Genomic DNA, 22,834 nt, shown 5'->3' on the forward strand with positions numbered 1-22,834 from the left:
ATCAAAAAAGCAAAACTAACGCTTTTGAATAAGTTCAAAACAATTGCTCCTATTATTTATCATGCCAATGTCCATGCTCAGATGACCAAACTTTACCTGCAGGTGCTTCTCCTGGAGGTTGTGCAATAGGTCCACTTTGGGAATTCATGTTCTGAGTTGGGCTTTGCTGCGCATTATAATAAACAGAAAAACCTGCAATGGCTACGATTACCAGCATAATGACAAGATATAATAAATTCTTATTGTTGTTGACGCCAGATGATGTTGCCCCCATATGGCAGTTCTTATATTTCTTTCCACTGCCACAATGGCAAAGGTCGTTTCTTCCTATTTCCTTCTTCATTTGAACTTCTATTTTTTTGGGATGAAATTTACGAAAATTTTAAATATGATAAGAATAATTCATTTTTTCTTATCATATTCTACCTCCAATTAATTACCTGAATTTCATTTTCCTCTCTCTGCTTCATGTGTTCAGGGAGGTTGTCTATTATTTCTTTTTGCAAAGATTCAATGATTCTTCTTTTCAAAAAATCTCTTTTCATGACCAAACTCACTTCCCTAAAAGGCGTTGGTTTTTTAAAAATCCTCAATTTCTTACTATCTGCCGCGGACAAATCCAAAGTAGCCAACTCAGGCAAAAGCGTAACACCGCCTTGCTTATCCACCATTCTTTTTAGGGCTTCCAAGGAGCCACTTTGGTAATTCAAGATATTGTCAAAATTTCTATTCTGGCAAATATTTAACACTTGCTCACGAAAGCAGTGCCCTTCATTTAATAACCATAATTCATTATTTTCTAAATCCTCTCCTGAAATGGGTGTATCAGCTGGCTCCAAATCAGTATTATGAGCATACCCTAAAAACTTCTCGTAATAAATTGGAATTTCCCGTAAGGCGGGATCATTTAAAGGCCCTACCACAATTCCTACATCTATTGCTTCAGATTTAATCTTCGCTAGCGTATCATCCGTTAATAATTCTTGCACTTGAATATGAATTGAAGGGTATTTATTCATAAAGCTTTTAGCAAATAGTGGCAAAAGATAAGGTGCAATGGTTGGAATAACCCCAATTTTCAAAGTACCTGAAACTTCCAATTTTTGGTCTTCAATTATTTCCTCCATCTTCTTCGCTTCATTTACAACTTTGCGCGCTTGCTCTAAAATCAAAGAACCTAAATCAGTTGGAACTACTGGTTGTCGACTTCTATCAAATATTTTTACCCCTAAATTATCTTCAAGCTTATTGATCTGCATGCTTAAGGTAGGCTGTGTAATGAAACAGTTTTCAGCTGCCTTTCCAAAATGGCGATAGGTATCCAATGCGATAATATATTCGAGTTGAGAAATAGTAGCTTTCATTAGTTCAGAGGATTATATGACCGTAAAACATTTATACTCGCAATTTAAATAATCAAACCAAAATATTAGCTTTATTATTTAGAATTAATCCAATTATGATTAAATTTGCGCTTGAAATTAAAAATCAAAAAGAAAATGAAAAATATTTTATTAGCGTTTTTGGCAATTAGTATGACTTGGGCTTGTACTTCAAACACTTCTGAAAAAGAAGAAAGCAAAGAAGTAAATGTTTATACTCATAGGCATTATGAATCTGACCAGCAACTTTTTAAAGACTTTGAAGAAAAAACTGGTATTAAAGTGAATGTGGTTAGTGCCAATGCAGATGAGTTAATTCAAAAAATGACATTGGAAGGTGAAAATTCTCCTGCTGATGTTTTAATTACTGTTGATGCGGGAAGATTACACAGGGCAAAAGATGCTGGGCTTTTACAAGCTATTGAATCTGAAACATTAAATAACACTATTGCTTCAAATTTAAGAGATGTGGATAATCAATGGTTTGGTTTAACTATCAGAGGCAGAGTAATCATTTATAATCCTGAAAATATCAGCCCTGAAAAGATTTCAACTTATGAATCTTTAGCAAATCCTGAAATAGACGGAAGATTATTAATTCGTTCTTCTTCAAATGTTTATAACCAATCGCTGATGGCATCTATCATTGCTCATAATGGAGAAGAGGCTGCTACAGAATGGGCGAATGGAGTAGTTAAAAATATGGCAAGAGACCCTAAAGGAGGAGACAGAGATCAAATCAAAGCTGTTTATGCTGGTGAAGGTGATGTTGCCGTAACTAATACTTACTACTTAGCAAAGATGTTAAATTCTTCAAGTGAAGAAGAAGTAAAAGTTGCAGAAGCATTGAAAATCTTATTCCCAAATCAGGAGGGAAGAGGAACACACATTAACGTAAGTGGAGCTGGAGTTGCTAAATATGCGCCAAACAAAGAAAATGCAGTGAAATTCATAGAATTTTTGGTTTCTGAGGAAGCTCAAAAAGTATTCGCGGGTGTAAATTATGAGTATCCTGTCAATGAAAAAGTAGAATGGGCATCAACTTTAAAAGAGTGGGGTGATTTCAAAAGAGATACTTTAAATCTTTCTGTTTTAGGCGAAAATAATGATTTAGCAGTTAAAATATTTGACAGAGCGGGTTGGAAATAATTGGTGAGTAAATTAAAGTCAATTTTTAAATTTAAGAGGTATGCCAATGGCTGGTCTTTTGCATTAATTGCATTGGTACTAGTTATTGGCTTACCTATTTATACCCTTTTTTTTAAACTCTTTGACAAAAAGACAGAAAGTGTTTGGGGTCATTTAGTGGACACCGTTCTGGCTGATTACATACTTAATTCTATTGGTTTGGTGATAATCATAAGTATACTCACCTTACTTATGGGCATTTCTTCAGCTTGGATAGTCAGTACTTGTAGAATCCCATTTCGAAGACAATTTGAGTGGATGCTAATTCTGCCCTTAGCCATTCCTACCTACATTGCTGCTTATACCTATGCAGGAATTTTTGATTATACCGGTCCAATCCAAATTTTTCTGAGAGATATCGGCTTCTCAGATTTAGTATATATTGACATCATGAATTTTTGGGGAGTAGCAGTGGTGATGGCTCTGGTTTTATTCCCTTATGTTTATGTAGTAGCGAGGTCAACCTTTATGAGCCAATCTGCTAATTTACTAGAGGCTTCCAGAATTTTAGGAAGTTCCTCCTGGAGAACATTTTTTAAAATTGCATTGCCCATCAGCCGACCCGCAATTATAGGTGGACTTTCTTTAGTGATGATGGAAGTATTGAATGATTATGGTGCAGTAAAATATTATGGCATCAGCACATTCACCACTGGAATTTTCAGGGCTTGGTTCTCTTTTGGAGACCCCAATTCAGCTATAAATCTATCTGGCATTTTAATGGCCTTCATTTTCATGATGATCATGACAGAAAGATTACAGAGAGGAAAAGTGAAATTTGATGAAGGTGCAAGAATCGGCCGCCAACTGAAAAGATACCAATTGAAAGGTAGAAAAAAGTTTTTCGCATGGTTGGTTTGCTTTATTCCGCTATTCTTAGGTTTTATAGCACCTGTTTTTCAATTAATATTATGGTCATTCCAAACCATTAAAAAAATTATAGATTTTGATTTCCTAATTTTAATGGCTAACAGTTTTGGACTAGCATTGCTTGCTGCCTTTTTATGCGTAGGCTTTTCCGTGATAATTTTATTTGCAGTAAAAGTAAATAAAAATAGATTTTTCAATTTATTAGCAAAGTTTGCAGCCTTGGGTTATTCCATTCCTGGAGCTGTCATTGCTATTGGCATTATGATTCCATTATTAGGGCTGGATAAATTCCTTATCAATACCTGGGAAGAAAGCTTCAGTATGAAAATAGGATTGATTTTTAGCGGAACTATCTTTGCGCTCACTTTTGCCTATATCGTCCGGTTTTTAACGGTTTCTATAAATCCAATAGAAGCTGCATTCAAAAAAACCGGTGATAGCATTGATGAAGCTTCCTATTCTTTAGGAGCTGGCTCTTTCAAAACACTTTTGAAAGTAAATTTACCTTTAATAAAAAGTGCTTTAATTTCAGGAGGTATTTTAGTGTTTGTGGATATTTTGAAAGAATTACCGCTTACTTTAATTTTACGACCTTTTAATTTTCATACTTTAGCAACCAAAGCTTACGAATTGGCAAGTGACGAAATGATAGCCGAATCTGCTACACCCTCACTTATCATTATCGTTATCGGTACCATACCCATTATTATTTTAAATCGCTTAATGAAAACAACAAAAGCTGATGGAAGTATTATCAATTAAAAATTTACATAAACGATTTGGTAAAAAGCATCAGTATGCGGTCAATAACGCTAGTCTGACTGTAAATAAAGGCGAATTATTGGCTTTAGTTGGAGAAAGCGGTAGTGGTAAAACCACTTTATTAAGATTAATTGCCGGATTTGAGGAAGCCGATGCAGGTCAGGTTTCAATAAATGGCGATAAAGTAGTAGATGACAATTTCAGCATGAAACCTGAAAAAAGGAAAATCGGAATGGTTTTTCAGGATTATGCTTTGTTTCCACACTTAACGGTAGCTGAAAATATAAAATTTGGTTTATCTAAAAATCAATTTCCAAATTTGAATGAGCGCGTAAGGGAAGTGACCGATATGGTGGGTTTAAGCAGTTATGAGAATAGATATCCTCATAATTTATCAGGTGGCCAACAGCAAAGAGTTGCCCTAGCCAGAGCAATTGCACCTAATCCTGGTTTAATTTTGCTGGATGAGCCTTTTAGTAATTTGGATGCGGTATTGAAAGATCAGGTTCGAGAGGAAGTCAGAAGCATTATTAAAAAAGCGGGTGCTACAGCCTTATTCGTTACGCATGATATGCGGGATGCGCTTTCATCTGCAGATAGAATCGCCATTTTAAAAGACGGCAAAATTCAGCAGGTTGGAACCCCACGAGAATTGTACGAAACACCTAAAAACTTATATGTGGCCAGTTTCTTCGGGAAAATAAACGCTATGAATGCTACCGCAGAAAATGGTACTTACAAACTGAAAGCAGGTGAAATCAAAGGCGCTAAAACCGATAAAAAAGGACAGATTTTAATTGCCATCCGACCTGAAAATATTGAAATCCTGACCGAAGAAAAAGAAGGAACATTTCCAGCTAAAGTGATATTAGCTCAGTATTTTGGTGACCACCAGCAAGTTCATGCCGACATTGGAGCAGAAACGCATGTGGTCATTCACGCCCATGAAAAAATCCTATTTGATAAAGAAGATAACATTTTCCTGAGATTCAATCCTGCTAAAATTCATGTATTGGATACCTGCTGGTATCCTGGGTTGGTGAGTTAGACTTTATGTAATTTCTTTGACACTTAGATAGAAAACCCTATCGTTCCAAAAAAAGCTTTGCTAAATAGCATGTAGCTCGCGTTTTGCTGCGCAGCGTAAGCAAGTGAGGAATGTATCATCCTAAAATTACTTTACAGTTTTGTATTATAGTCCTAATATTCATTTCTTTAAATAATATTTATCATACTAATCATAATATTCGGATACTATTAACTTGGTAGTTTATAAAAAAAAACTAAATTAGTAGTATAATAAAAAACTATATTAATTATGAGAAAAATCATTAAAAAATTTACACTCTTAATGCTATTGCCCTTTGTGTTACTAGCATGTAATGAGGAAAAAATTCAAAATGATTCCTTTTTAGAAGAAAATGCTGATATCAATATACCCAGTGATATGGGTGGAATTAATTTTAAAGGAGTCATTTTACCCAATGGAACGAAATCGGAAGTTTCTAATGATGGGTCTACCTTAACAGTTAAGCTTCCAGAGGGGGTATTTTATATTGCATCATTAAACGGAGAGTTGATTTCTTCAAAAGAAGGTGGGTACACATGTACAAGCACTTGCAGTGGAGGTTGCGATGTTGTAAAACTTGGCAGTGAGGTGGGTTGTTCAAGATGTCCAGAAGGAAGCACCGAAGAATGTGTTGGAAAAGACCCAGATGATGAAGGTTTTTATTCTATTGGAGAAGGCACAGGAGGTGGCTTTATCAATAAAAATATCGGTATTTCTTTTGTTAAATCAGGTGAAGATAGAATAGAGCATTTTCAATCTCCTGATTGGGAGGTATTAATGCAATATCCTGATTTTGAAAGAGCATTTAATTCCTTTGTAAAGGATTTATGGCCAGAAGGTAAAGTTGACAGGGAAAATGCAGATTTAGTTGTAGTCAATGCTTTCGGTACCTATCTAAGAATGTATGTCCCTTCTAGTTTTTTAAGCTCAAGAACCGACAATGAATTAATTTCAGGAGGTGATGTGTCATGCGATTGTAGTTCTGGAGAGAGTGGGTGCGTTTATGAAGAAATTACTACTGGGCCTTTCAACACTAAAATAGGTGATAAATGTGTTGCTGGAGCATGTGAATCTTGTACAATGTCATTCTAGATAGTTTAATACAATTGGTGCGCGCTTGGAAGCTCGCACTATTTTCACATTCCTAATCAAAAAAAATTAAATTATTGCAATCATTCAATATAATAACGAAAAAACTAATTACAGAATAAAATATTGGTATGTATTGTTTTGGAATAAATAGACATTGATAAAATATAGGATATTAATTAAAAACTGGTTTTTACGTTAAGTTCGGTTTTTAATATTGGTTGCAATATTTAAATAAATAAAACCTACAAAAGCCACAGCTGCACCTGTGAAAAACGTATTTTCAAAATTTGCAGATGAGTTGCTATACACCCAGCCCGATATAACAGCTCCTAATCCAATTCCGATTTCCAAAAATATATAAAGGGTCGCTAATGCTTTTCCTCTTTTTTCACCATCCGCTAAATCGATAGCCCAGGCGAAAACAGTTGGAGAATTCATTCCTACTGCAAGGCCGAAAATGATTCCAGCACCAATCAAACTGATTAAAGAAGTGGAAAAAGCAATTAAAATCATGGCTACCGATAATATAAAGGAAGATACTTTCAGTACTTTCACTCTACCCACTTTATCTGAAATCTTACCAGCCACAATTCTAACTCCTAAGGAGGCTAATACGAAGATGGCGAAAAACAATCCTTTATTGCTGATTCCCAGATGAGCACTATAATCTGGCATGATGGTTAATACTAACCCAAAAGAAAATACACTGAGTGCCATATAGATCGCAGGTACCAACACTCTTTTTTCAATGATTTCATCTTTTTTGAGCTTGAGAAGACTAAAGTTGAATTTTACTTTATGAACCAAAGTTTCATCCATCCCAGCCAAAATTACGATGCTCATCAAGGCGGTGAATGCTGAAGCATAAAAGACATAATCAATTGGAAAAGCACTCCCAATATATCCTCCAACAGCATTTCCAGTAGCTGTTCCCACACTGATCGCTACTCCAATTATCCCCATAGCTTCTCCCCTTCTGTTGAAAGGCACTAGGTCCGCAACGTATGCTGCATTTCCAGTTGGAGTAAATCCTGTAGAAAATCCGTGTAAAAGTCTTAAAGCAAAAAATGCAATAACACTCGTTACAAATGGGTAAGCCAATCCAGCTACAAAACAAATAAGTGTTCCAAAAATCATCACTGGTAATCGCCCAATTTCATCTGCTAGCTTTCCGCTAAAAGGTCGCGATATAGCTGCTGTGATAGTAAAAAGTCCAATGATTAGCCCTTTATAATCACCCCCTCCTAGGCTGGTAAGATAATCGGGCAGCATAGGGATAATCATATTGAAACTGGCGAAAAACAAAAAAGCACTTAATGAAAGTGCTAGAAAGGGGCGATTAATCAGGCGCTCTTGCTTCATGATGCGAATTAAAGCATAATCAACATATAAAGCACTTTCTTCGACTGATTATTAAAACTTATAAAGTCGCTAAATAATGATTTCATCAATTATCTTGATTTTTTTCAAAATCTATTTCAATCAATATAATGACCTTTTTATTCAGGAGAATCCAGCAAATCTAATCTTTCGCTATTGGCTCAATTTCTTTATGAATTAAAAAATATACTCTATTAGTTTATTATTATGACCAGCTAATTACTATCAGAAAAAGTGCGAATCATATAAGCTTGTTTAATAATTGTGTAATGACTAAAGAAAATCCCATACCTAAATTGTAAAAAATAAATAAGTGGTAAACAAAGTGTATTGAATTAAATGAAACTAAAAGTACCTAAGCCATCATTAAAATTACATCTACACCATTTAAAGTTGTGGTTTACATGTGTTTTTAGAAAGAAAGCAGGAACAATCTCAAAGTTTTAACTAAGGTGAAAGTTCTCTTTGCTATGATTAGTGGAAGTTGTTTTTTCTGATCTCCACTTTGATCAACCTTTGCAAAAATAGGCTGTAGAGCTATGCAATCGGAAAGCTAAGTATTTAGGTACTGACAAAATTAACGCTAAGAAAATGGAAATAATAAAAATCAAAGTTCTACGTGGGCCTAATTTCTGGTCAGGATACCGGAAAAAACTTATTGTCATGAAACTTGACCTTGGAGAATATGAGCAACTGCCGACTAACATGATAAATGGATTTGCTGAATCTTTGGAAGCCGTGCTGCCCTCCTTAAAAAGTCATCAATGTTCCGAAGGAGTTGAAGGCGGTTTTTTACAACGTGTAAAAGAAGGAACCTGGCTTGGGCATGTCATAGAACATACTGCTTTAGAATTACAAACGCTAGCTGGAATGGATTGTGGATTTGGAAGAACACGTTCGACCAGTGTGAAAGGTATTTACCATGTTGTATTTTCCTATGTTATTGAAAGCGCAGGAATTTATGCTGCTAAAGCTGCTGTAGATTTAGTAGAGAAATTATTGAAAGATTTGACCTTCAATGTGAATGATTACATTAATGAGTTGCAGCTATTGTATAAGAAAGAAAAATTGGGTCCTAGTACTTTGTCCATTGTAGAAGAAGCTGAACGCAGAAATATCCCTTACACAAGACTCAATAATAATTCACTATTAATGCTTGGTCAGGGATGCAATCAAAAAATTATATGTGCATCCACTGCAGGTACAACAAGCAACGTAGCCGTTGACTTGGCATCTGACAAAGACGCTACCCGCAAATTATTATACCAGTCTTATATTCCGGTTCCTACGGGTAGGCTAATCGATGATGTAATTGAATTGCAAAAGGCTGTAATTGAAATTGGGTTTCCAATCGTTACAAAACCAATAAATGGAAACCATGGAAATGGAATTACTACCCACATCACCACTATAGAACAAGCAAGAAATGGATTCCATGAGGCGCAAAAAATTTCCAAAAGTGTAATAGTGGAACGTTTTATCAATGGGTTCGACTATCGCTTTTTGGTTATCAATTACAAACTAGTAGCGGTCGCAAAACGCACACCTGCTATGGTAATGGGCGATGATGCTTCTACCATAAATGAACTAATCAATGAAACGAATAATGATCCACGCAGGGGTGAAGACCATGAAAATGTGCTCAGTAAAATTAAATTAGATGCAGCCACTCAATCCATTTTGGCAGAACGAAATCTCACACTCAATTCTGTTTTGCCCATCGGTGAAATTTTATTCCTAAAAGATACCGCCAACTTAAGCTCTGGTGGAACTGCACAAGACGTGACCGATATTGTACACCCTGGCAACATTTTCATGGCTGAGCGTATTGCACGACTCATGAATTTAGACATATGTGGCATTGATATAATGGCGGAAGATATTAATATTCCTATTACAGACAAAAATGGAGCTGTTCTGGAAGTAAATGCTGGACCAGGCTTCAGAATGCACCTTTCTCCTTCCAAAGGTATTGCAAGAAATGTGGCAGAGCCTGTATTAAATATGCTATACCCTGATAATGCAAGTGCTCGTATTCCACTTGTTGCAGTTACTGGTACCAACGGAAAAACAACTGTCACTAGGTTGATTGCTCATTTTGCGCAAGCAGATGGACACCATACAGGTTATGCCACCACCGATGGAATCAATATTGATGGTACCTCTATCTGTTTTGGAGATTGCAGCGGACCAGCCAGTGCAGCTACGGTTTTGCGAGACCCAATTGTTGATTTTGCAGTGCTAGAGTGTGCTAGAGGTGGAATTCTCAGAGCAGGATTAGGCTTTGATAAATGCAATATTAGCGTAGTAACAAATGTCAATGATGATCATTTGGGATTAGATGACATCAATACCCTTGAACAAATGGCACGTGTCAAATCTGTTGTTCCTCAAAGTACCTTCGACAACGGGTACGCCATTTTAAATGCCGATGACGATTTGGTATATGAAATGAAAAATGATTTGGATTGTAATATCGCTTTATTCAGCATGCATGCGAAAAATGAACGTATTAAAACACATTGTAGTGAAGGTGGACTAGCAGCTTTTATTGAAAACAAATATTTTACTATTCAAAAAGGGGAATGGAAAACTAGAATTACTGGAGTCGCCCAAGTGCCGCTAACCTTTTCTGGCAAATGTGAATATATGGTTAAAAATATTTTACCTGCCTTACTGGTTGCCTCCATTAGTAATTTTTCCATGGCCACCATTTCATCAGCACTTAAATCTTTCATCCCTTCTCCCACATTCACACCTGGCAGAATGAATCTCTTTCAATTTAAAAAGTTTCAATTGATGATCGATTATGCCCATAATCCTGACGGATTTCTTCATATGAAAAAGTATTTGGAACACGTCAAGGCTAATCAAAAAACCGGGATCATTGCAATTCCTGGCGATAGACGCGCTGAGGACATGAAAAATCTTGGGCGTTACGCTGCTCAAATGTTTGATAAAATAATTATTAAGCATGATAAAGATACCAGAGGAAGGTCGAAGGAAGAAATCAGTGAGTTTATTTCATCTGGCATTCGGGAAATAAATGGCTATGCCTCCGTCATTATAATTTCAGATAAAATAGAATCTATTCAGTACGCTATTGATAATGCTGATGAAGGTGAATTTATCACCGTCTTTGTGGATGAGGTTCAAAATACTCTTTCCTATGTGCAGCAACAAATAGACATGGAAAATCAAATGGTTGATTTAGAAGTTGCGAACGCAAAAAATATAAAGTTATGACACCAAAAGGAACTTTACTTATTATTGGAGGAGCAGAAGATAAAGGGAATAATGCCAAACTTGAGAGGGAAAGAAAAGGTAGACAACAAAAACAACTTCAAATTTTGCGATTGCTTTTACACGGAGAAAGGAAGGTTGAAATAATTACCACTGCCTCTAATTATCATAAAAAAGTAAAAGAAGAATATGAAAAAGCATTAAATATTGCAGGAATCGATAATACGGGATTCATCCATATTGAAGATACAAAGGATGCGCGACTTGATAATTATCTTAAAAGGATTGAAAAAGCAGATTCCATTTTTTTTAGTGGTGGAGACCAGCTGCGCTTATCTACCATTTTAGGAGGAACGCCATTCATTGATCTTATTGCAAAACGCTATTTAGAAGATAAAGACTTAATAGTTGCCGGCACAAGTGCTGGTGCAATGGCAATGTCAAAAATCATGATTTCCCGAGGAGGAACAAGTGAAGTAGTATTTAAAAATGATTTGAAAACTGATACAGGTTTTGGCTTCTTAGACCTTTGAATAATAGATTCTCATTTTATAAAACGCGGAAGGTTTGGACGACTAGCACATGCAATAATTCTCAATCCAGGACAACTTGGTATTGGTCTGGGAGAAGACACTGCCCTGGTCATAAAAAATGGACAGGAAGCTGAATGTGTGGGTTCAGGTGTGGTGGTAATCATAGATGGTACAAATCTAGGTCGAACAAATATTCAAGAAGAAATAGAAGAAATTGATCATGGAGAATGTGGTGTTTTTGTTGAAAACTTAACCGTTCATTTATTGGTAAAAGGTTGCCACTTCAATTTGAAAACTAAATCGCTCGCTATTCCTGAAAAAAGTTCAGAAAAGGAAAAAGATTCATAACCATACATTTCACTTTTTGAGCAACTGAGTAATATTCATCAGGTTACCCAACCGAAATAATCCCGAGTTAAAATAGTAATAGGACATTAAAATAAACTAATCATGGAAAATTTCTCAATAGTTGTACATGGCGGAGCAGGAGAAGATTCTGAATTTATTCATTTAAATGAATCGGCTATTAAAACGGGTTTAGAAGATGCTGTAAATGTGGGACAAGAAAAATTAAAGCAAGGAGGAAGTGCAATGGATGCTGTTGAAAATGCAGTTCGATTGCTTGAAAATAATCCTCTATTTAATTCCGGTAGAGGCTCAGTACTCAATAACGAAGGAGAGGTAGAAATGGACGCTTCAATTATGGATGGAAAAAATAACGGTGCAGGTGCTGTTGCTTTGGTGCGAAATGTAAAAAACCCTATTTCTCTGGCAAGGCATATTATGGAGAATACACCACACGTATTTTTAGCAGGGCAAGGTGCATTTAAAATTGCAAAAGAAAGCGGTTTAGAATTAGAAGTTGATTCCTATTTTATTACGCAGCATCAAGTAGACCGATATATTAAATCGCGCAAGAAAGATGATGTTGATAACTTTATAAAAAAAAGGGTTCATGGAACGGTGGGGGCTGTGGCATTAGATAAAGCAGGAAATCTCGCTGCTGCCACTTCAACGGGCGGCACTACCAACTGCTTAAGTGGCAGAATTGGCGATAGCTGTATAATAGGGGCAGGATGTTACGCCAATAACTCTACTTGTGCAGTTTCTGGTACTGGTGATGGAGAATTATTAATCACCAACGTAATAGCCTATAGCATTTCCACTTACATGGAATTTAAAAATTGCACTGTACAAGAAGCATGTGATTACGTTATTCACCAGCGCAATAAAAACATTAATGGTGACATAGGAGTAATTGCAGTCGATGCGAAAGGAGAACTGGGGATCTGTTTTAACAGCGAACGCATGCACAGAGCTTGGAAAACTAATGATGAAAAACTTACAGTAAAAATCTACAAATAGTATCATCAACAAAAAAACTCCAATTTCCCAGTTAAAGAAAATCAGAGTCTTCATTACACGGTCTTATTTCTAGAATTTAGGTTCTCGTATCTAGCTTTTAGTATCTCAATAATTACATTTCTTCGTCAAAAGGGATCATGCCAATATTATGTAGAATTATACATAACATTTATTGCACCTATCACAACATTTGAAATGGTTTCCTTATGCAATAGCCAGTTATAGCCACTTGGGGAATACTTTTATCCAACTCACTTGCGAATCGTTCCAATACCTCAACTACTTCATAAATTAATTCAACTTCAAGGAGTGGGGAAACAATATCACCTCCTAAATTATTCTTCCTTCTCAAATTACTAGATTTCTTTTGAATTTTCTAATTAACCTTCTCTACCCTAATAGACTCCCTACCATCACTACTATTTTCAGGATTTTAAGTAATGACATTAATTCCTGTTCGTAATCTCAACCGATAATTGAATAATATCCCTTGATATACGATATACTTTTCCAGGTTCATTTTTTCTGATATTGAAAGGGATTATATCCATTTTCATACTGCAAAATTGGAACAACTAAAGAAGTGTACCTTTCCATTTTCATAGAAGCGGTTGTTATAGATTGTGTTTCTTTTTTCGTCATTGATGGGTTTTCATATCATTTTATTTTTCACAAATTTCTTTCAATTTATCGAGTGCTTTTGGGTAGGCCTGGTTCATATAATCCAAAAAATCTTCAGTAGTATCTAAGTCAACAATAACTGTAGTAGTTCCATTGTTTTCTTCGAAGGTATAATTTTCAAAACCATTTGCCCATTTTTCTACTTCTGGTCCCTTTGTGATTTCTACATGATCTTTTAAAAGTCCATAATGTCGAATTGAAACAAATCGGTTTGGCATGTTGTCAAATATCTCTGAAACCATACCTCCCTTTTCTCCCTTCTCATCGGTTCCAATGAATAGCATTTTGTTGCCTTTACTCCAGCTGCCTTCATAAGTAGATGTGGGATTGAACAAAGCAGTCCATTGCTCATAAGTTGATTTTTTACTGATGCCTAGCATGATATCGTAGACTTTGTTTGCAGGTGCACTGATGCTTATTTTGAATTGTAACTTTTTCATAATGATTATTTGTTTATTAGTTTAACTTTTCAAGTTTTCCTTTTCTTTTTACTATGTTTTTATAGTCCCATTGTATTTCTTCTGATTTCTTGAGCCAAAGAATTAGGTCTTCAGTTTCTATTTCAGTTACGTGGTTATAAAAAATTGAAGCGTCTTTAAATTTTTCGCCCCTTACACTTAAACTTTCTTCATCAAAGTCCGCTCCACTCCAAAACATCAGTCTTACCCCTTTTTTTTGTTTGCTATATCCTACAGTAGGATTACCGGCTATGAACCATACGGGATGTGCGTGCCAAATTTTACTTTCAGCTTTTGTTAGTTTGCTGTCGATTGTGTTAGCAAGCAAGTCGCAAATTTCTTTGTCAGTCGAAGTTTGCCGGTCATTGTATTCTTTAATTTCTAAGTTCATTATAATTCGTTTTGATGTCATTTAAGATGCTCATAAAGGCAGATGGTTTAAAAAGTTATCAGTATCTGCTTTAAACTAAATTTGTTTTTCATCAATATCCTTATTAACTGTCCCAAAAAATAAATAAGCAGCAATTAAGGTGAATAGAAAATATAGAATGCATTAGTTTGTTTTAACGTACTTAAACACTCATTTATTTCTACCTTTTAAAGTAGCATAAATCGCCATTGCATGTCCGTGACCTAAGTTAAAATCTGATTTTAGCCAATCAGTTATTTCTGTAGCCTTTACGGTTTTAACAATTTCTCCATCTTTAAAAAAGCCTTTTAGCTCAGCCAATTTTCTAAAGTCTTCAGGACTCTTTCCTGTCTTCTCTTTTATGTTATTTAAATAAGCCTGGAATGACATATTCTAAATTTTATAAGAGTTTAATTTATGATGGTAAATATATGAAATGGCCAAAATCCCGAATATTACCAGTGGAAAGAAAGTTTGAACATTCACTCCATCTACCACTCCATGGCTGATTGCTGCAAAAATAAAGTTAAAGCCAAAACCGGCATAAGCCCATTCTTTTACTCGCTTTGGAACCTGCGGAATGATTAAAGCTAAAACGCCTAAAATTTTAAATACAACTAGAGCTGTTCCAAAATATTCTGGATAGCCTAAATGTCTAATTCCTTCTTTCGCTAATTCCGTTTGTGAGGTTAATACAGGCAGCACTCCCTCCAATAATGCGATTATGATGGTCGCTGTCCAAAATATTATTTTATCCTTTTTCATCTTTTTTTATTTAAGTTATTAATGTTTTTCTGTAAAATTTAACATCCAGTTATGGCCAAATTTATCAGTAAAAGTTCCAAAAAAAGCGCCCCAAAAAGTTTTTTCTATAGGGTTTCTTCTCACTCCATCCTCAGATAATTTTTCGAATAATTCATGAATTTGGCTTTCACTATTGCATTCAATAATTAAACTATGCGAGTTTCCTTTTATCAGTCCCGATTCCGGTGTAATATCAGAACCCATGAGTACAAAATCACTTGTTTTTAAAGTAGAATGTAAAATACAATTCTTCATCCCTTTAGGCATTTGGTTTGCCATTGGGGAGCCTTCTACGGGCTGTAACATCAGCTCACCACCCAAACATTCTTGATAGAATGTCATTGCTTCGCGGCAGTTTCCATTAAAAGTTAGGTAAGAATTAATCTGCGACATATTTTTTCATTTCAGTGCTAATTCTGAATTGAATTAACATTACAAAGATGCAGGGACTTTATAATTTCTATACTGTATATAAATGACAATAAAAGGGTGTTCTACGACTAAAAAATAAATTATATTTATAGCACTTTTATAATGCTGTTAAAATATGAAAAGTGTTAGCATACTTGTTCCTGAAAGTTCTGTTATGCAAGCCATTGCAGACCCACAGTATTTGTTTTCAGCTGTCAACAATTTTATGACAGTAGCAGGCAAAAAGCCATTATTTGACATCCAATTAGTGGCAGTAAATAAAGAAGTAAAGCTGAATGAAGGCCTTTATTCTGTTAATGTTTCAAAGCTTTTAAGCGAGGTAAAAGACACTGATTTAATTATTATCCCTGCCCTATTTGGAGATTTGACTCATGCAATTGACAAAAATCGTGCGTTATTGCCCTGGATTCTTGAGCAATATAATAAAGGTACAGAAGTGGCATCGCTTTGTTTGGGAGCATTTCTTTTAGCTTCTACTGGATTACTAAATGGCAAGAAATGTAGCACACATTGGGGATTTCAAAATGAATTCAGGGAAATGTTTCCTGAAGTCGAATTAGTGGATGGCGGCATTATCACAGAAGAGCATAGGATCTATTCAAGTGGTGGAGCAAATTCGTACTGGAATTTGCTTTTACATTTGGTTGAAAAATACACTGATCGGCACACCGCTATCTTAGCTTCAAAGTATTTTGCCATTGATATTGATAGGGAAAGTCAAGCGACCTATGCCATATTTCAAGGACAAAAAAATCATAATGATGAAGCAATCAAGCAGGCGCAAGACTACATTGAAAATAATATTGATGAGAAAATTACGATTGATGATTTATCTGCTGAAGTTTTATTGGGACGAAGAAGCTTTGAAAGACGATTTAAAGAAGCTACAAACAATTCGGTGTTGGAATATATCAATAGAGTAAAAATGGAGTTTGCGAAGCGAAGTTTTGAATCAAGTAGGAAAAATATTAATGAAGTGATGTATGACGTAGGCTATACCGATACCAAAGCATTTAGAACCATCTTTAAAAAAATCACTGGACTTACACCTACGGAATATCGCAATAAATATAATAAAATGCCTGTCCTATAAGAACAACTCAAATATGGGAATAGCACAAATTTTACTTCATTACTATTCAGTCTGACTAAGGTTTTCCTGTTTTATTACTTCATTAGTTTCCGTATCAAATATTTGGGTTATGAGCTCAAAAATAGTTGGTGACTTTTACTTAAATTTTGCATTATTTTAACATCGTAAGGAAGTAGGCTCTGCCGAGGAACAACCTACGAGCAATAAGATTTACCAAGTGGAATGGAGGTTGTCCGAAAAGGGCAGCTTGAAACTTGATCCCGATGAGGTAGACAGTTAGAAAAATCCTTAAAAGATTTATCCTACTGCAGGAAAAAAGTATTGGGTGGCATTGGCTTGCGCCCATTTTGGGGCAGAGCATATGATCACTATGCAAGTGATCTTACCGAAAAGAGGACCATCTATAGAAAATGAGAAGTAAAATTGTAAACTACCGAGTGATTAAAAAAATGCTCCAAAGAGAGCGCTGGAATTATATTGCCAAAATCCAGATAATCAGTTACTCAATTCTTGTTACCAAAGAAGCAGTTAAGGCAAATACCTTCCAGCAAGCATGTTTAGCGCTAAAATCAATTCAAAATAAGAAGCTGAGCAGGCTACTTGTACCCGACTTAAACTATTCAATCCCCATAGAAAAACATTGAAGGTTTGGAGGCAGAGTTCAACAGCAGCTCTAATGAACCGCGCCCTTAGCGCGCATCATTAGAGCTTAGATGTTGCAGTGCGTTTTTTAATTAGTAAATGTTTCATTGACATATTCATCTACTTTACTTTTGTTATAAAAATCATTATAATCTTGGATATTTAGAATGTCATCAATAGCCTTTGATTTATTCCCGATTTGTTCATAATATGCCTTGCAAATGATGTAACCTGCCCAATAACCTGCATTTCTAGGTCGTTTTTCACTTGCCTGTTGCCACGAGTTCCAAATACTTTTATCCATATCATTTTCAAAGTCATTCCATATTTTTATTTCTTGACCCTCAAAATCTTTAAAATCCGCATCTGTTTGCCCACTTATTATTTCGGCTATAAACTCTGCTGATCCCTCTCGAATACTTTTCCAAAGCAGAGTATTTCCCTTTTCCATTCCATTTTGATTAAAATGCACTAATTCGTGGGCTACAGTAACCGGAATATGATTTCTTTCCATACTAATCCGAAGAATATCTTTATTCCAATTTTTTGTATTGGTGTTTGGAGTTCTACTTAATATTTCTGTTCCAATTAAAAGGCCATTTTTGGAAATAGTACCATTTGAGGAAAAACGACCGATTAAAAAATATATATCAGGAAAAACTGCTTCAGGGTACAAAGTCTCAAACTTCTTAAAACTTTTTGAAATCTCGGTTTCTAAATCAGACAAATCTGCAATATTATTTCTAATTGAACTGTAAAAATTCTTATGTCTTATAACGAAATCTGCAAATTTTTCTTTAGAATGAATTTTGGATTTATAAAAATCTTTTAGGCCTAGAGAACCAGATGCAAAATAGATTTGCTTAAATATTACTTTTGCATTTGTTGTGTCTTTAACCGCTAAGTCAAACGCTTTATAGAAAAGTTGAATATCTGACGAAATTAACTGTGACTTCTCTGGAAAATCTGAAACTTCAGGCTTTGGTGAAAATATTGCACAAGATTGAATTATAGAAGTAATGAAAATTATTACTAGAAAATTTCTTTTTTCACTCATTGATAAGCTTAACTTTTAGGTCTGGATAGTTTTCTTTAAGTTCTTTTTCTAATCCGAGTACGTGAGAAGCACCTACTATGACTACATTTTTTTTGTCTGACCCATTCATTATTTGATCTCCTAAGTTTTTGGCCATTCTTTCATTTCTTTCGCCCCAATAAAGTTCTTCTATTGAACAACCCTCCGTTTGGTTTTGAACATATGTAAAGGATGCTAATTGATGCCATCTTTCTACTGATTTTCTTTTATTGATGTGCATCCCTAATCCTCTAAAAAGGGCAGGAATGATTGCACTATTGAAATCCTTTTTGTTCAATTTTTTATTAATTGCATTACCTCCATTTGTCCGTCCCTCTTGAGCGCACTTTTTCCAGGCATCGTGATACTGTCGGTTTGTTTGCTGGTCATCCATAGATTTAAGTCTTTTTATTCCAAGTTCTAGAGCCAGCTTAGCAGTTAGATCACCATCCTCGTGTCGGGTGGTTTTTTTCGATCCATCAACCCCGTATTTTTTAAGATACTTGTAAAACTCCTAAGTTGCATTATCTCTTAAATATCCAAACGAGTTTATAATAGTGTCTAATTGATTACGGGATAAATCTTTAAAATCTTTTTTCAAAAGTTTGGTCAGGTTATTTTGGTCATAATCAAAGTTGTTTTTCAGTGAATCGGAGAATTGGTAAAATTCTCCATAGCTTCTGGACCATCCATTTTTAAGATATTCCCAACTTATAGTATCTCTGGGACGAGGACTTTCAACAAATATTGCATCTGGGTTATATTTTATCGCTCTCCCTAGTAGAGGTTTGTAGCTGTTCTTTACAATTTTTGGTACATTATGCAATGTCCCAATTAAAAGAACTTCTTTCTTTTGTCCGCTAAGTCTGTTCGCCAAACAAATAATTAAAACAGTAAAAATAGTTTTCTCATAGTTGTTTTTTAATGCAGTACAACGTTAAGTATAAGCATAGTGCGGGTTTCGGGGTATTTCAGTGTCGTCCTCCTTTAATATTTTTTAAAGTAAAAATGCTCAATTTAAGCATTTCAACTCGCATTACGCTTATACAATGTTGTGGGTAGTATATCGTTCGGGTCTACCTCTGTAATTTTACCCTCTCGTAATACAATCATCGGACTATTCTTTTCCTTTTTGAACAGAATTAGCTTTCTGTAAGTCTCTTCAAGTCCTTTTACAATTTTATCGCGTTCTTCTTTTAATTGCTCTTTAGTTCCCATAATATTTTTCTTTTAACTCTTCCCACTGTAAAACATTGTTGACGGTAATATCATTCAATGAACCTTCTGCAACAATTTCATAGTTGTCTCCAGAATTATTTACAAATAACCAGTTGTCCACTCTGTGCAGAAACAGATTGAAAAAATTCTTCAATCCACTTTTATATCTTCTTCTTATCACTTCCTCTGGAATATGATGCCCTCCTTCTTTTACTCTAGTAGCTACTCTTGATATAGCCAATTCTTCCGAGTCCAGCAGAAAGAACAAACAGGTTACTTGATAATCTAGTTGCTTGGCTTTCTCAATAAATACAACATAGCTTCTTGTCGAGAGTGTAGTTTCAAATGCGAAACTTTCTCCTCCTTCCAACAGGTTTTTAATTCTTTTCAACATCATTCTACCTGCTTCTATCCCCACTTTTTCTGGTTGAAAAGGGGAAATACCTTTAGCAATTTCATCTGCATTCACAAACTCCTTGCAATCAAGTATTTCTGGCAGAATTGTGTAGGAAGCAGTGGTTTTACCAGCTCCATTGCACCCAGCTATGACGTATAGTTTTTTCATCCGAAACAAATATACAAATTAATGGCAATCGGAAGGACACAAACTATTACCCACAACGGTTACATGTATTAAACGTTAGGGATTGTGGGGCACTTCCCTGTAAGCCGTTACAAAAGCTGATGCGGGGCAGAACACTTCAAGTAATCGCCTAAAAACCAATGTTTTATAGCACATGATGTTAGCAACTGGCATTTTATCTCACTCTTATAATTGTATCTTTTTCATTAGTCATGATTGTTTTAAAAACTTTGTAGGGAGTATTTATATATTCGGTTAATTTATCTTGATTAATGAGTAATTCCTTGTCTATGAAATAAGGGCTTTGACATTCTTTATAGTTTCCTTTATAATCAACAATAATATGATGCGGTGTTCCTGAAACTTGATAATTTGACCTTGTTTTAGCTTCATTACCAGTTATCAATTGAATTCCATTATGTTCATTTTGGTATAAATAAGTTTTCCAAAATTCAACGTTTGAATCAATTGAAATATCTATAAAAACTATATCTGCATTATCTTCGAACTGTTTTTTTAGTTTTTCAAGTTCAGGTTTTTCTGCAAGAGAAGGTCCACACCAAGTTGCCCAGAATGTTACGTACAAGGTTTTACCATCAAAGTCTATCAAGCTAACTTTATTGCCATCTTTGTCATTAAATATTTCCTTTGGTAAACTGGGTTGAGTATTAGATGTAAAATCCCAAAGGACAGTAGCATTATACAAATTATTTTCTGGATCAGTACCGTAACCTTTATTCTTTATAATAAGAGGTTGAGAAAATAGAAATATTCCGAACAATACGATTTGAACTATTAATGATGGAATTTTTATCTTACTACTTAAATCAGGCCGAGAAACAAGAATACTTAATATTGAGAAAAGTATTATTAAGAGCAATAAAGGAAAATAAAATAGCTTCAATGGAATAAATACAATTAATCCAATTAATAGAAAAGGTGTCAATGCTAATTTTGTTTTCCTGTTTATAAGGCCCGCTATATAAAACCCAATGAAACAAATTAATAAGGGTAGCCATTTTAAAACTTGAAGGTTCTTTATTTCAATAACTTCTGTAAATAGTAAAATAACCAAAATAGTCCAACCAATAATGGCTAATATTCCAAGGGAAAGTCTGAAAAATGTTTTTAATACTTTTGTTTTTTATGCTTGTTGCTAACGCTAAGGCTATGATGAGTGGGGCTTAGAAACTACTAAGCTTGCCATCCGCACACAGCCACAGCAATTAATAAATTTACACATTGTGGCTGACTTTCCAAGTACCGCCAAACTTTCCTGACTGATGAAACCCCATTCATTCATAGCTAGTGTTATCAGCTTTCTTCTTCAGGAAGATTTCAATTAGTCCGTTGACAGAGTTCCTTCCGAATATTCTAGGATTAGCAGATTCATAGGAAACAATAAAATCTATATCCTTTGGTTTTAAGTCGTTCACTAGAGTTCGAGATTCGTACATTCCAATAGGTGTGCCGTCAACAACAACCTGCTTACAATTTTCACATATGAAGTCCTTGATTACAAGTTCTGGTAAGTTTTTATTAAGGTTTGCACGAATAGAATCTAATTCTTTAAGCTTTGATTCCTTTGTTTGATTGTAATCTCCAGCACCTGCCAAAATCATATAGTCACAGTTTTGGTGGAGAAATCTAGTTTTTGCCAAGTCAGCAATGGCTGTGAATTTGATATCAGATTTCTTATACTTACGTATTTCAGTCCTAAAATCTTCTTCTGTATAGACTATCCCGTTCAGTACATATGAATCACATAGATTTACTGTGTCAAGTTTCATATTAAATCTAATCTCAACAGAAGCATAAATAAATTCTAAATCAGCCTTTTGAGCTTTCAGAGTTAGTCCGAAAATGCTAAGAGTCGTTATGAGTAGAATATTTTTCATATAGGTGATTGCTTATAACATTCGCATTCAGCTTTTATTCTTCCGTAAGAATTTGATTTCGCGTTTAGCCCTACGCTGATTCTTGTTAAAATCACGTTGAGCTTGTCTACTGTATCTTTTTTTATATGGGTTATCTGGTATTATCCTATCTGTTAATTGTGCGCTTCGACTACATAGACCTGACCAATATTTAGTTTTATGCAAGTTAGGGAAGATATACCATTTTTCGCCAGATATGAAATGCGGTTCACAATCACGTCCAGACCATATTTTAATAGTATCACTGAGTTCTAAATTCATTAAGTTCTCTTCCAACTTAAAGGTGGTTTTCATAGTATAATCATCGACATATGTTACCTCAAACACTCGACCAACAAAAGCAATTTGTTCATCTGTCAGCATATTTTTTGATAACTTGTCTAGTTTACCACAACTACACGCCAAAATATTGAAAGTTGCTACTAGAGTTAATATGATAAGAATGAATAGTTTTTTCATCTCCGCAGCATTGCTGATAACGTCATGCTATCAATCGTTTTGATTGGGAATCTTAGTAATTTGATGACCTTTCATATATGATTTGATAGCTGATGTTAGATTTAGTCGTTTTTCAATTAATTTTCAAGTTACCAATAAAATTGAATTGCAAAAATGCGG

The 22,834-nt window shown here is 35.0% G+C and carries 25 protein-coding genes and 1 pseudogene; 9 read left to right on the forward strand and 17 right to left on the reverse strand.

The window, feature by feature from the left end:
• Positions 1-52 precede the first annotated feature (52 nt).
• A complete protein-coding gene (locus tag VFM92_RS10240) occupies positions 53-343 on the reverse strand; it encodes an SEC-C metal-binding domain-containing protein (RefSeq protein ID WP_325122123.1) in 291 nt (96 codons plus the stop codon).
• 79 nt (positions 344-422) lie between these two features.
• Complete coding sequence (locus VFM92_RS10245; RefSeq protein WP_325122124.1) at positions 423-1,364, reverse strand: hydrogen peroxide-inducible genes activator; 942 nt, start codon at positions 1,362-1,364, stop codon at positions 423-425.
• Between the two features lie 135 nt (positions 1,365-1,499).
• Here VFM92_RS10245 and VFM92_RS10250 point away from each other — a divergent pair, with 135 nt between their 5' ends.
• The 4 genes from VFM92_RS10250 to VFM92_RS10265 all read left to right on the forward strand — a co-directional run bounded on the left by VFM92_RS10250 (position 1,500) and on the right by VFM92_RS10265 (position 6,363).
• Positions 1,500-2,531: a Fe(3+) ABC transporter substrate-binding protein gene (locus VFM92_RS10250; RefSeq protein WP_325122125.1), complete on the forward strand. Its 1,032-nt coding sequence runs from the start codon at positions 1,500-1,502 to the stop codon at positions 2,529-2,531.
• Positions 2,532-2,534: 3 nt separating this feature from the next.
• Positions 2,535-4,202: an iron ABC transporter permease gene (locus VFM92_RS10255; protein WP_325122126.1), complete on the forward strand. Its 1,668-nt coding sequence runs from the start codon at positions 2,535-2,537 to the stop codon at positions 4,200-4,202.
• Positions 4,183-5,250 (forward strand): ABC transporter ATP-binding protein, encoded by a 1,068-nt coding sequence (locus tag VFM92_RS10260; protein WP_325122127.1) that lies wholly within the window; start codon positions 4,183-4,185, stop codon positions 5,248-5,250. The genes VFM92_RS10255 and VFM92_RS10260 overlap by 20 nt, the downstream gene beginning before the upstream one ends.
• Before the next feature lie 270 nt (positions 5,251-5,520).
• A complete protein-coding gene (locus VFM92_RS10265; protein WP_325122128.1) occupies positions 5,521-6,363 on the forward strand; it encodes a hypothetical protein in 843 nt (280 codons plus the stop codon).
• 195 nt (positions 6,364-6,558) lie between these two features.
• Here the strand turns inward: VFM92_RS10265 and VFM92_RS10270 are convergent, their stop codons facing one another.
• The gene (locus VFM92_RS10270) at positions 6,559-7,725 is read right to left on the reverse strand and encodes an MFS transporter (protein ID WP_325122129.1); all 1,167 of its coding nucleotides are present in this window, start codon (positions 7,723-7,725) and stop codon (positions 6,559-6,561) included.
• Between the two features lie 609 nt (positions 7,726-8,334).
• Between VFM92_RS10270 and cphA the strand changes: the two genes are divergently transcribed.
• The 4 genes from cphA to VFM92_RS10290 all read left to right on the forward strand — a co-directional run bounded on the left by cphA (position 8,335) and on the right by VFM92_RS10290 (position 12,884).
• On the forward strand, positions 8,335-10,989 hold the full coding sequence (cphA, locus tag VFM92_RS10275) for a cyanophycin synthetase (protein ID WP_325122130.1): 2,655 nt from the start codon (positions 8,335-8,337) through the stop codon (positions 10,987-10,989).
• Complete coding sequence (locus VFM92_RS10280; protein ID WP_325122131.1) at positions 10,986-11,519, forward strand: cyanophycinase; 534 nt, start codon at positions 10,986-10,988, stop codon at positions 11,517-11,519. The genes cphA and VFM92_RS10280 overlap by 4 nt, the downstream gene beginning before the upstream one ends.
• Positions 11,520-11,657: 138 nt before the next feature.
• Complete coding sequence (locus VFM92_RS10285) at positions 11,658-11,867, forward strand: hypothetical protein (RefSeq protein ID WP_325122132.1); 210 nt, start codon at positions 11,658-11,660, stop codon at positions 11,865-11,867.
• Positions 11,868-11,969: 102 nt separating this feature from the next.
• Positions 11,970-12,884, forward strand: a complete 915-nt coding sequence (locus VFM92_RS10290) for an isoaspartyl peptidase/L-asparaginase (protein WP_325122133.1) — start codon at positions 11,970-11,972, stop codon at positions 12,882-12,884.
• Between the two features lie 181 nt (positions 12,885-13,065).
• Here VFM92_RS10290 and VFM92_RS10295 read toward each other — a convergent pair whose 3' ends face one another.
• From VFM92_RS10295 to VFM92_RS10320, 6 genes are all read right to left on the reverse strand, one after another.
• Positions 13,066-13,236: a hypothetical protein gene (locus tag VFM92_RS10295; RefSeq protein ID WP_325122134.1), complete on the reverse strand. Its 171-nt coding sequence runs from the start codon at positions 13,234-13,236 to the stop codon at positions 13,066-13,068.
• Positions 13,237-13,546: 310 nt separating this feature from the next.
• Positions 13,547-14,005, reverse strand: coding sequence for an SRPBCC domain-containing protein (locus VFM92_RS10300; RefSeq protein WP_325122135.1), 459 nt, complete (start codon positions 14,003-14,005; stop codon positions 13,547-13,549).
• Between the two features lie 16 nt (positions 14,006-14,021).
• A complete protein-coding gene (locus VFM92_RS10305) occupies positions 14,022-14,414 on the reverse strand; it encodes a DUF1801 domain-containing protein (RefSeq protein ID WP_325122136.1) in 393 nt (130 codons plus the stop codon).
• A 189-nt stretch (positions 14,415-14,603) separates the two neighbouring features.
• On the reverse strand, positions 14,604-14,822 hold the full coding sequence (locus tag VFM92_RS10310; RefSeq protein ID WP_325122137.1) for a DUF4287 domain-containing protein: 219 nt from the start codon (positions 14,820-14,822) through the stop codon (positions 14,604-14,606).
• Positions 14,823-14,825: 3 nt separating this feature from the next.
• A complete protein-coding gene (locus VFM92_RS10315) occupies positions 14,826-15,197 on the reverse strand; it encodes a DoxX family protein (RefSeq protein ID WP_325122138.1) in 372 nt (123 codons plus the stop codon).
• A gap of 18 nt (positions 15,198-15,215) precedes the next feature.
• Positions 15,216-15,629 carry a VOC family protein gene (locus VFM92_RS10320; protein ID WP_325122139.1) on the reverse strand — a complete coding sequence of 138 codons (414 nt, stop codon included), beginning with the start codon at positions 15,627-15,629 and terminating at the stop codon, positions 15,216-15,218.
• A gap of 154 nt (positions 15,630-15,783) precedes the next feature.
• Between VFM92_RS10320 and VFM92_RS10325 the strand changes: the two genes are divergently transcribed.
• The gene (locus tag VFM92_RS10325; protein WP_325122140.1) at positions 15,784-16,761 is read left to right on the forward strand and encodes a GlxA family transcriptional regulator; all 978 of its coding nucleotides are present in this window, start codon (positions 15,784-15,786) and stop codon (positions 16,759-16,761) included.
• Between the two features lie 730 nt (positions 16,762-17,491).
• Here the strand turns inward: VFM92_RS10325 and VFM92_RS10330 are convergent.
• From VFM92_RS10330 to VFM92_RS10365, 8 genes and pseudogenes are all read right to left on the reverse strand, one after another.
• Positions 17,492-18,460, reverse strand: a complete 969-nt coding sequence (locus VFM92_RS10330) for a DUF2268 domain-containing putative Zn-dependent protease (RefSeq protein WP_325122141.1) — start codon at positions 18,458-18,460, stop codon at positions 17,492-17,494.
• Positions 18,453-18,947 (reverse strand): annotated as a pseudogene (locus VFM92_RS10335) (DUF5694 domain-containing protein); the annotation flags it as partial. The gene VFM92_RS10330 and the pseudogene VFM92_RS10335, both read right to left, overlap by 8 nt.
• Before the next feature lie 45 nt (positions 18,948-18,992).
• Complete coding sequence (locus VFM92_RS10340) at positions 18,993-19,355, reverse strand: hypothetical protein (protein WP_325122142.1); 363 nt, start codon at positions 19,353-19,355, stop codon at positions 18,993-18,995.
• A 149-nt stretch (positions 19,356-19,504) separates the two neighbouring features.
• Entirely contained in the window at positions 19,505-19,696 is a 192-nt protein-coding gene (locus VFM92_RS10345) for a hypothetical protein (protein ID WP_325122143.1), read from the reverse strand.
• Positions 19,686-20,261 carry a zeta toxin family protein gene (locus tag VFM92_RS10350; protein WP_325122144.1) on the reverse strand — a complete coding sequence of 192 codons (576 nt, stop codon included), beginning with the start codon at positions 20,259-20,261 and terminating at the stop codon, positions 19,686-19,688. Before VFM92_RS10350 ends, VFM92_RS10345 begins: the two co-directional genes overlap by 11 nt.
• 193 nt (positions 20,262-20,454) lie before the next feature.
• A complete protein-coding gene (locus tag VFM92_RS10355) occupies positions 20,455-21,225 on the reverse strand; it encodes a TlpA family protein disulfide reductase (RefSeq protein ID WP_325122145.1) in 771 nt (256 codons plus the stop codon).
• Between the two features lie 349 nt (positions 21,226-21,574).
• On the reverse strand, positions 21,575-22,069 hold the full coding sequence (locus VFM92_RS10360; protein ID WP_325122146.1) for a hypothetical protein: 495 nt from the start codon (positions 22,067-22,069) through the stop codon (positions 21,575-21,577).
• A gap of 135 nt (positions 22,070-22,204) precedes the next feature.
• Positions 22,205-22,675: a hypothetical protein gene (locus VFM92_RS10365; RefSeq protein WP_325122147.1), complete on the reverse strand. Its 471-nt coding sequence runs from the start codon at positions 22,673-22,675 to the stop codon at positions 22,205-22,207.
• Positions 22,676-22,834 lie beyond the last annotated feature (159 nt).

The organism is Marivirga sp. (assembly GCF_035704835.1).
GTDB lineage: Bacteria > Bacteroidota > Bacteroidia > Cytophagales > Cyclobacteriaceae > Marivirga.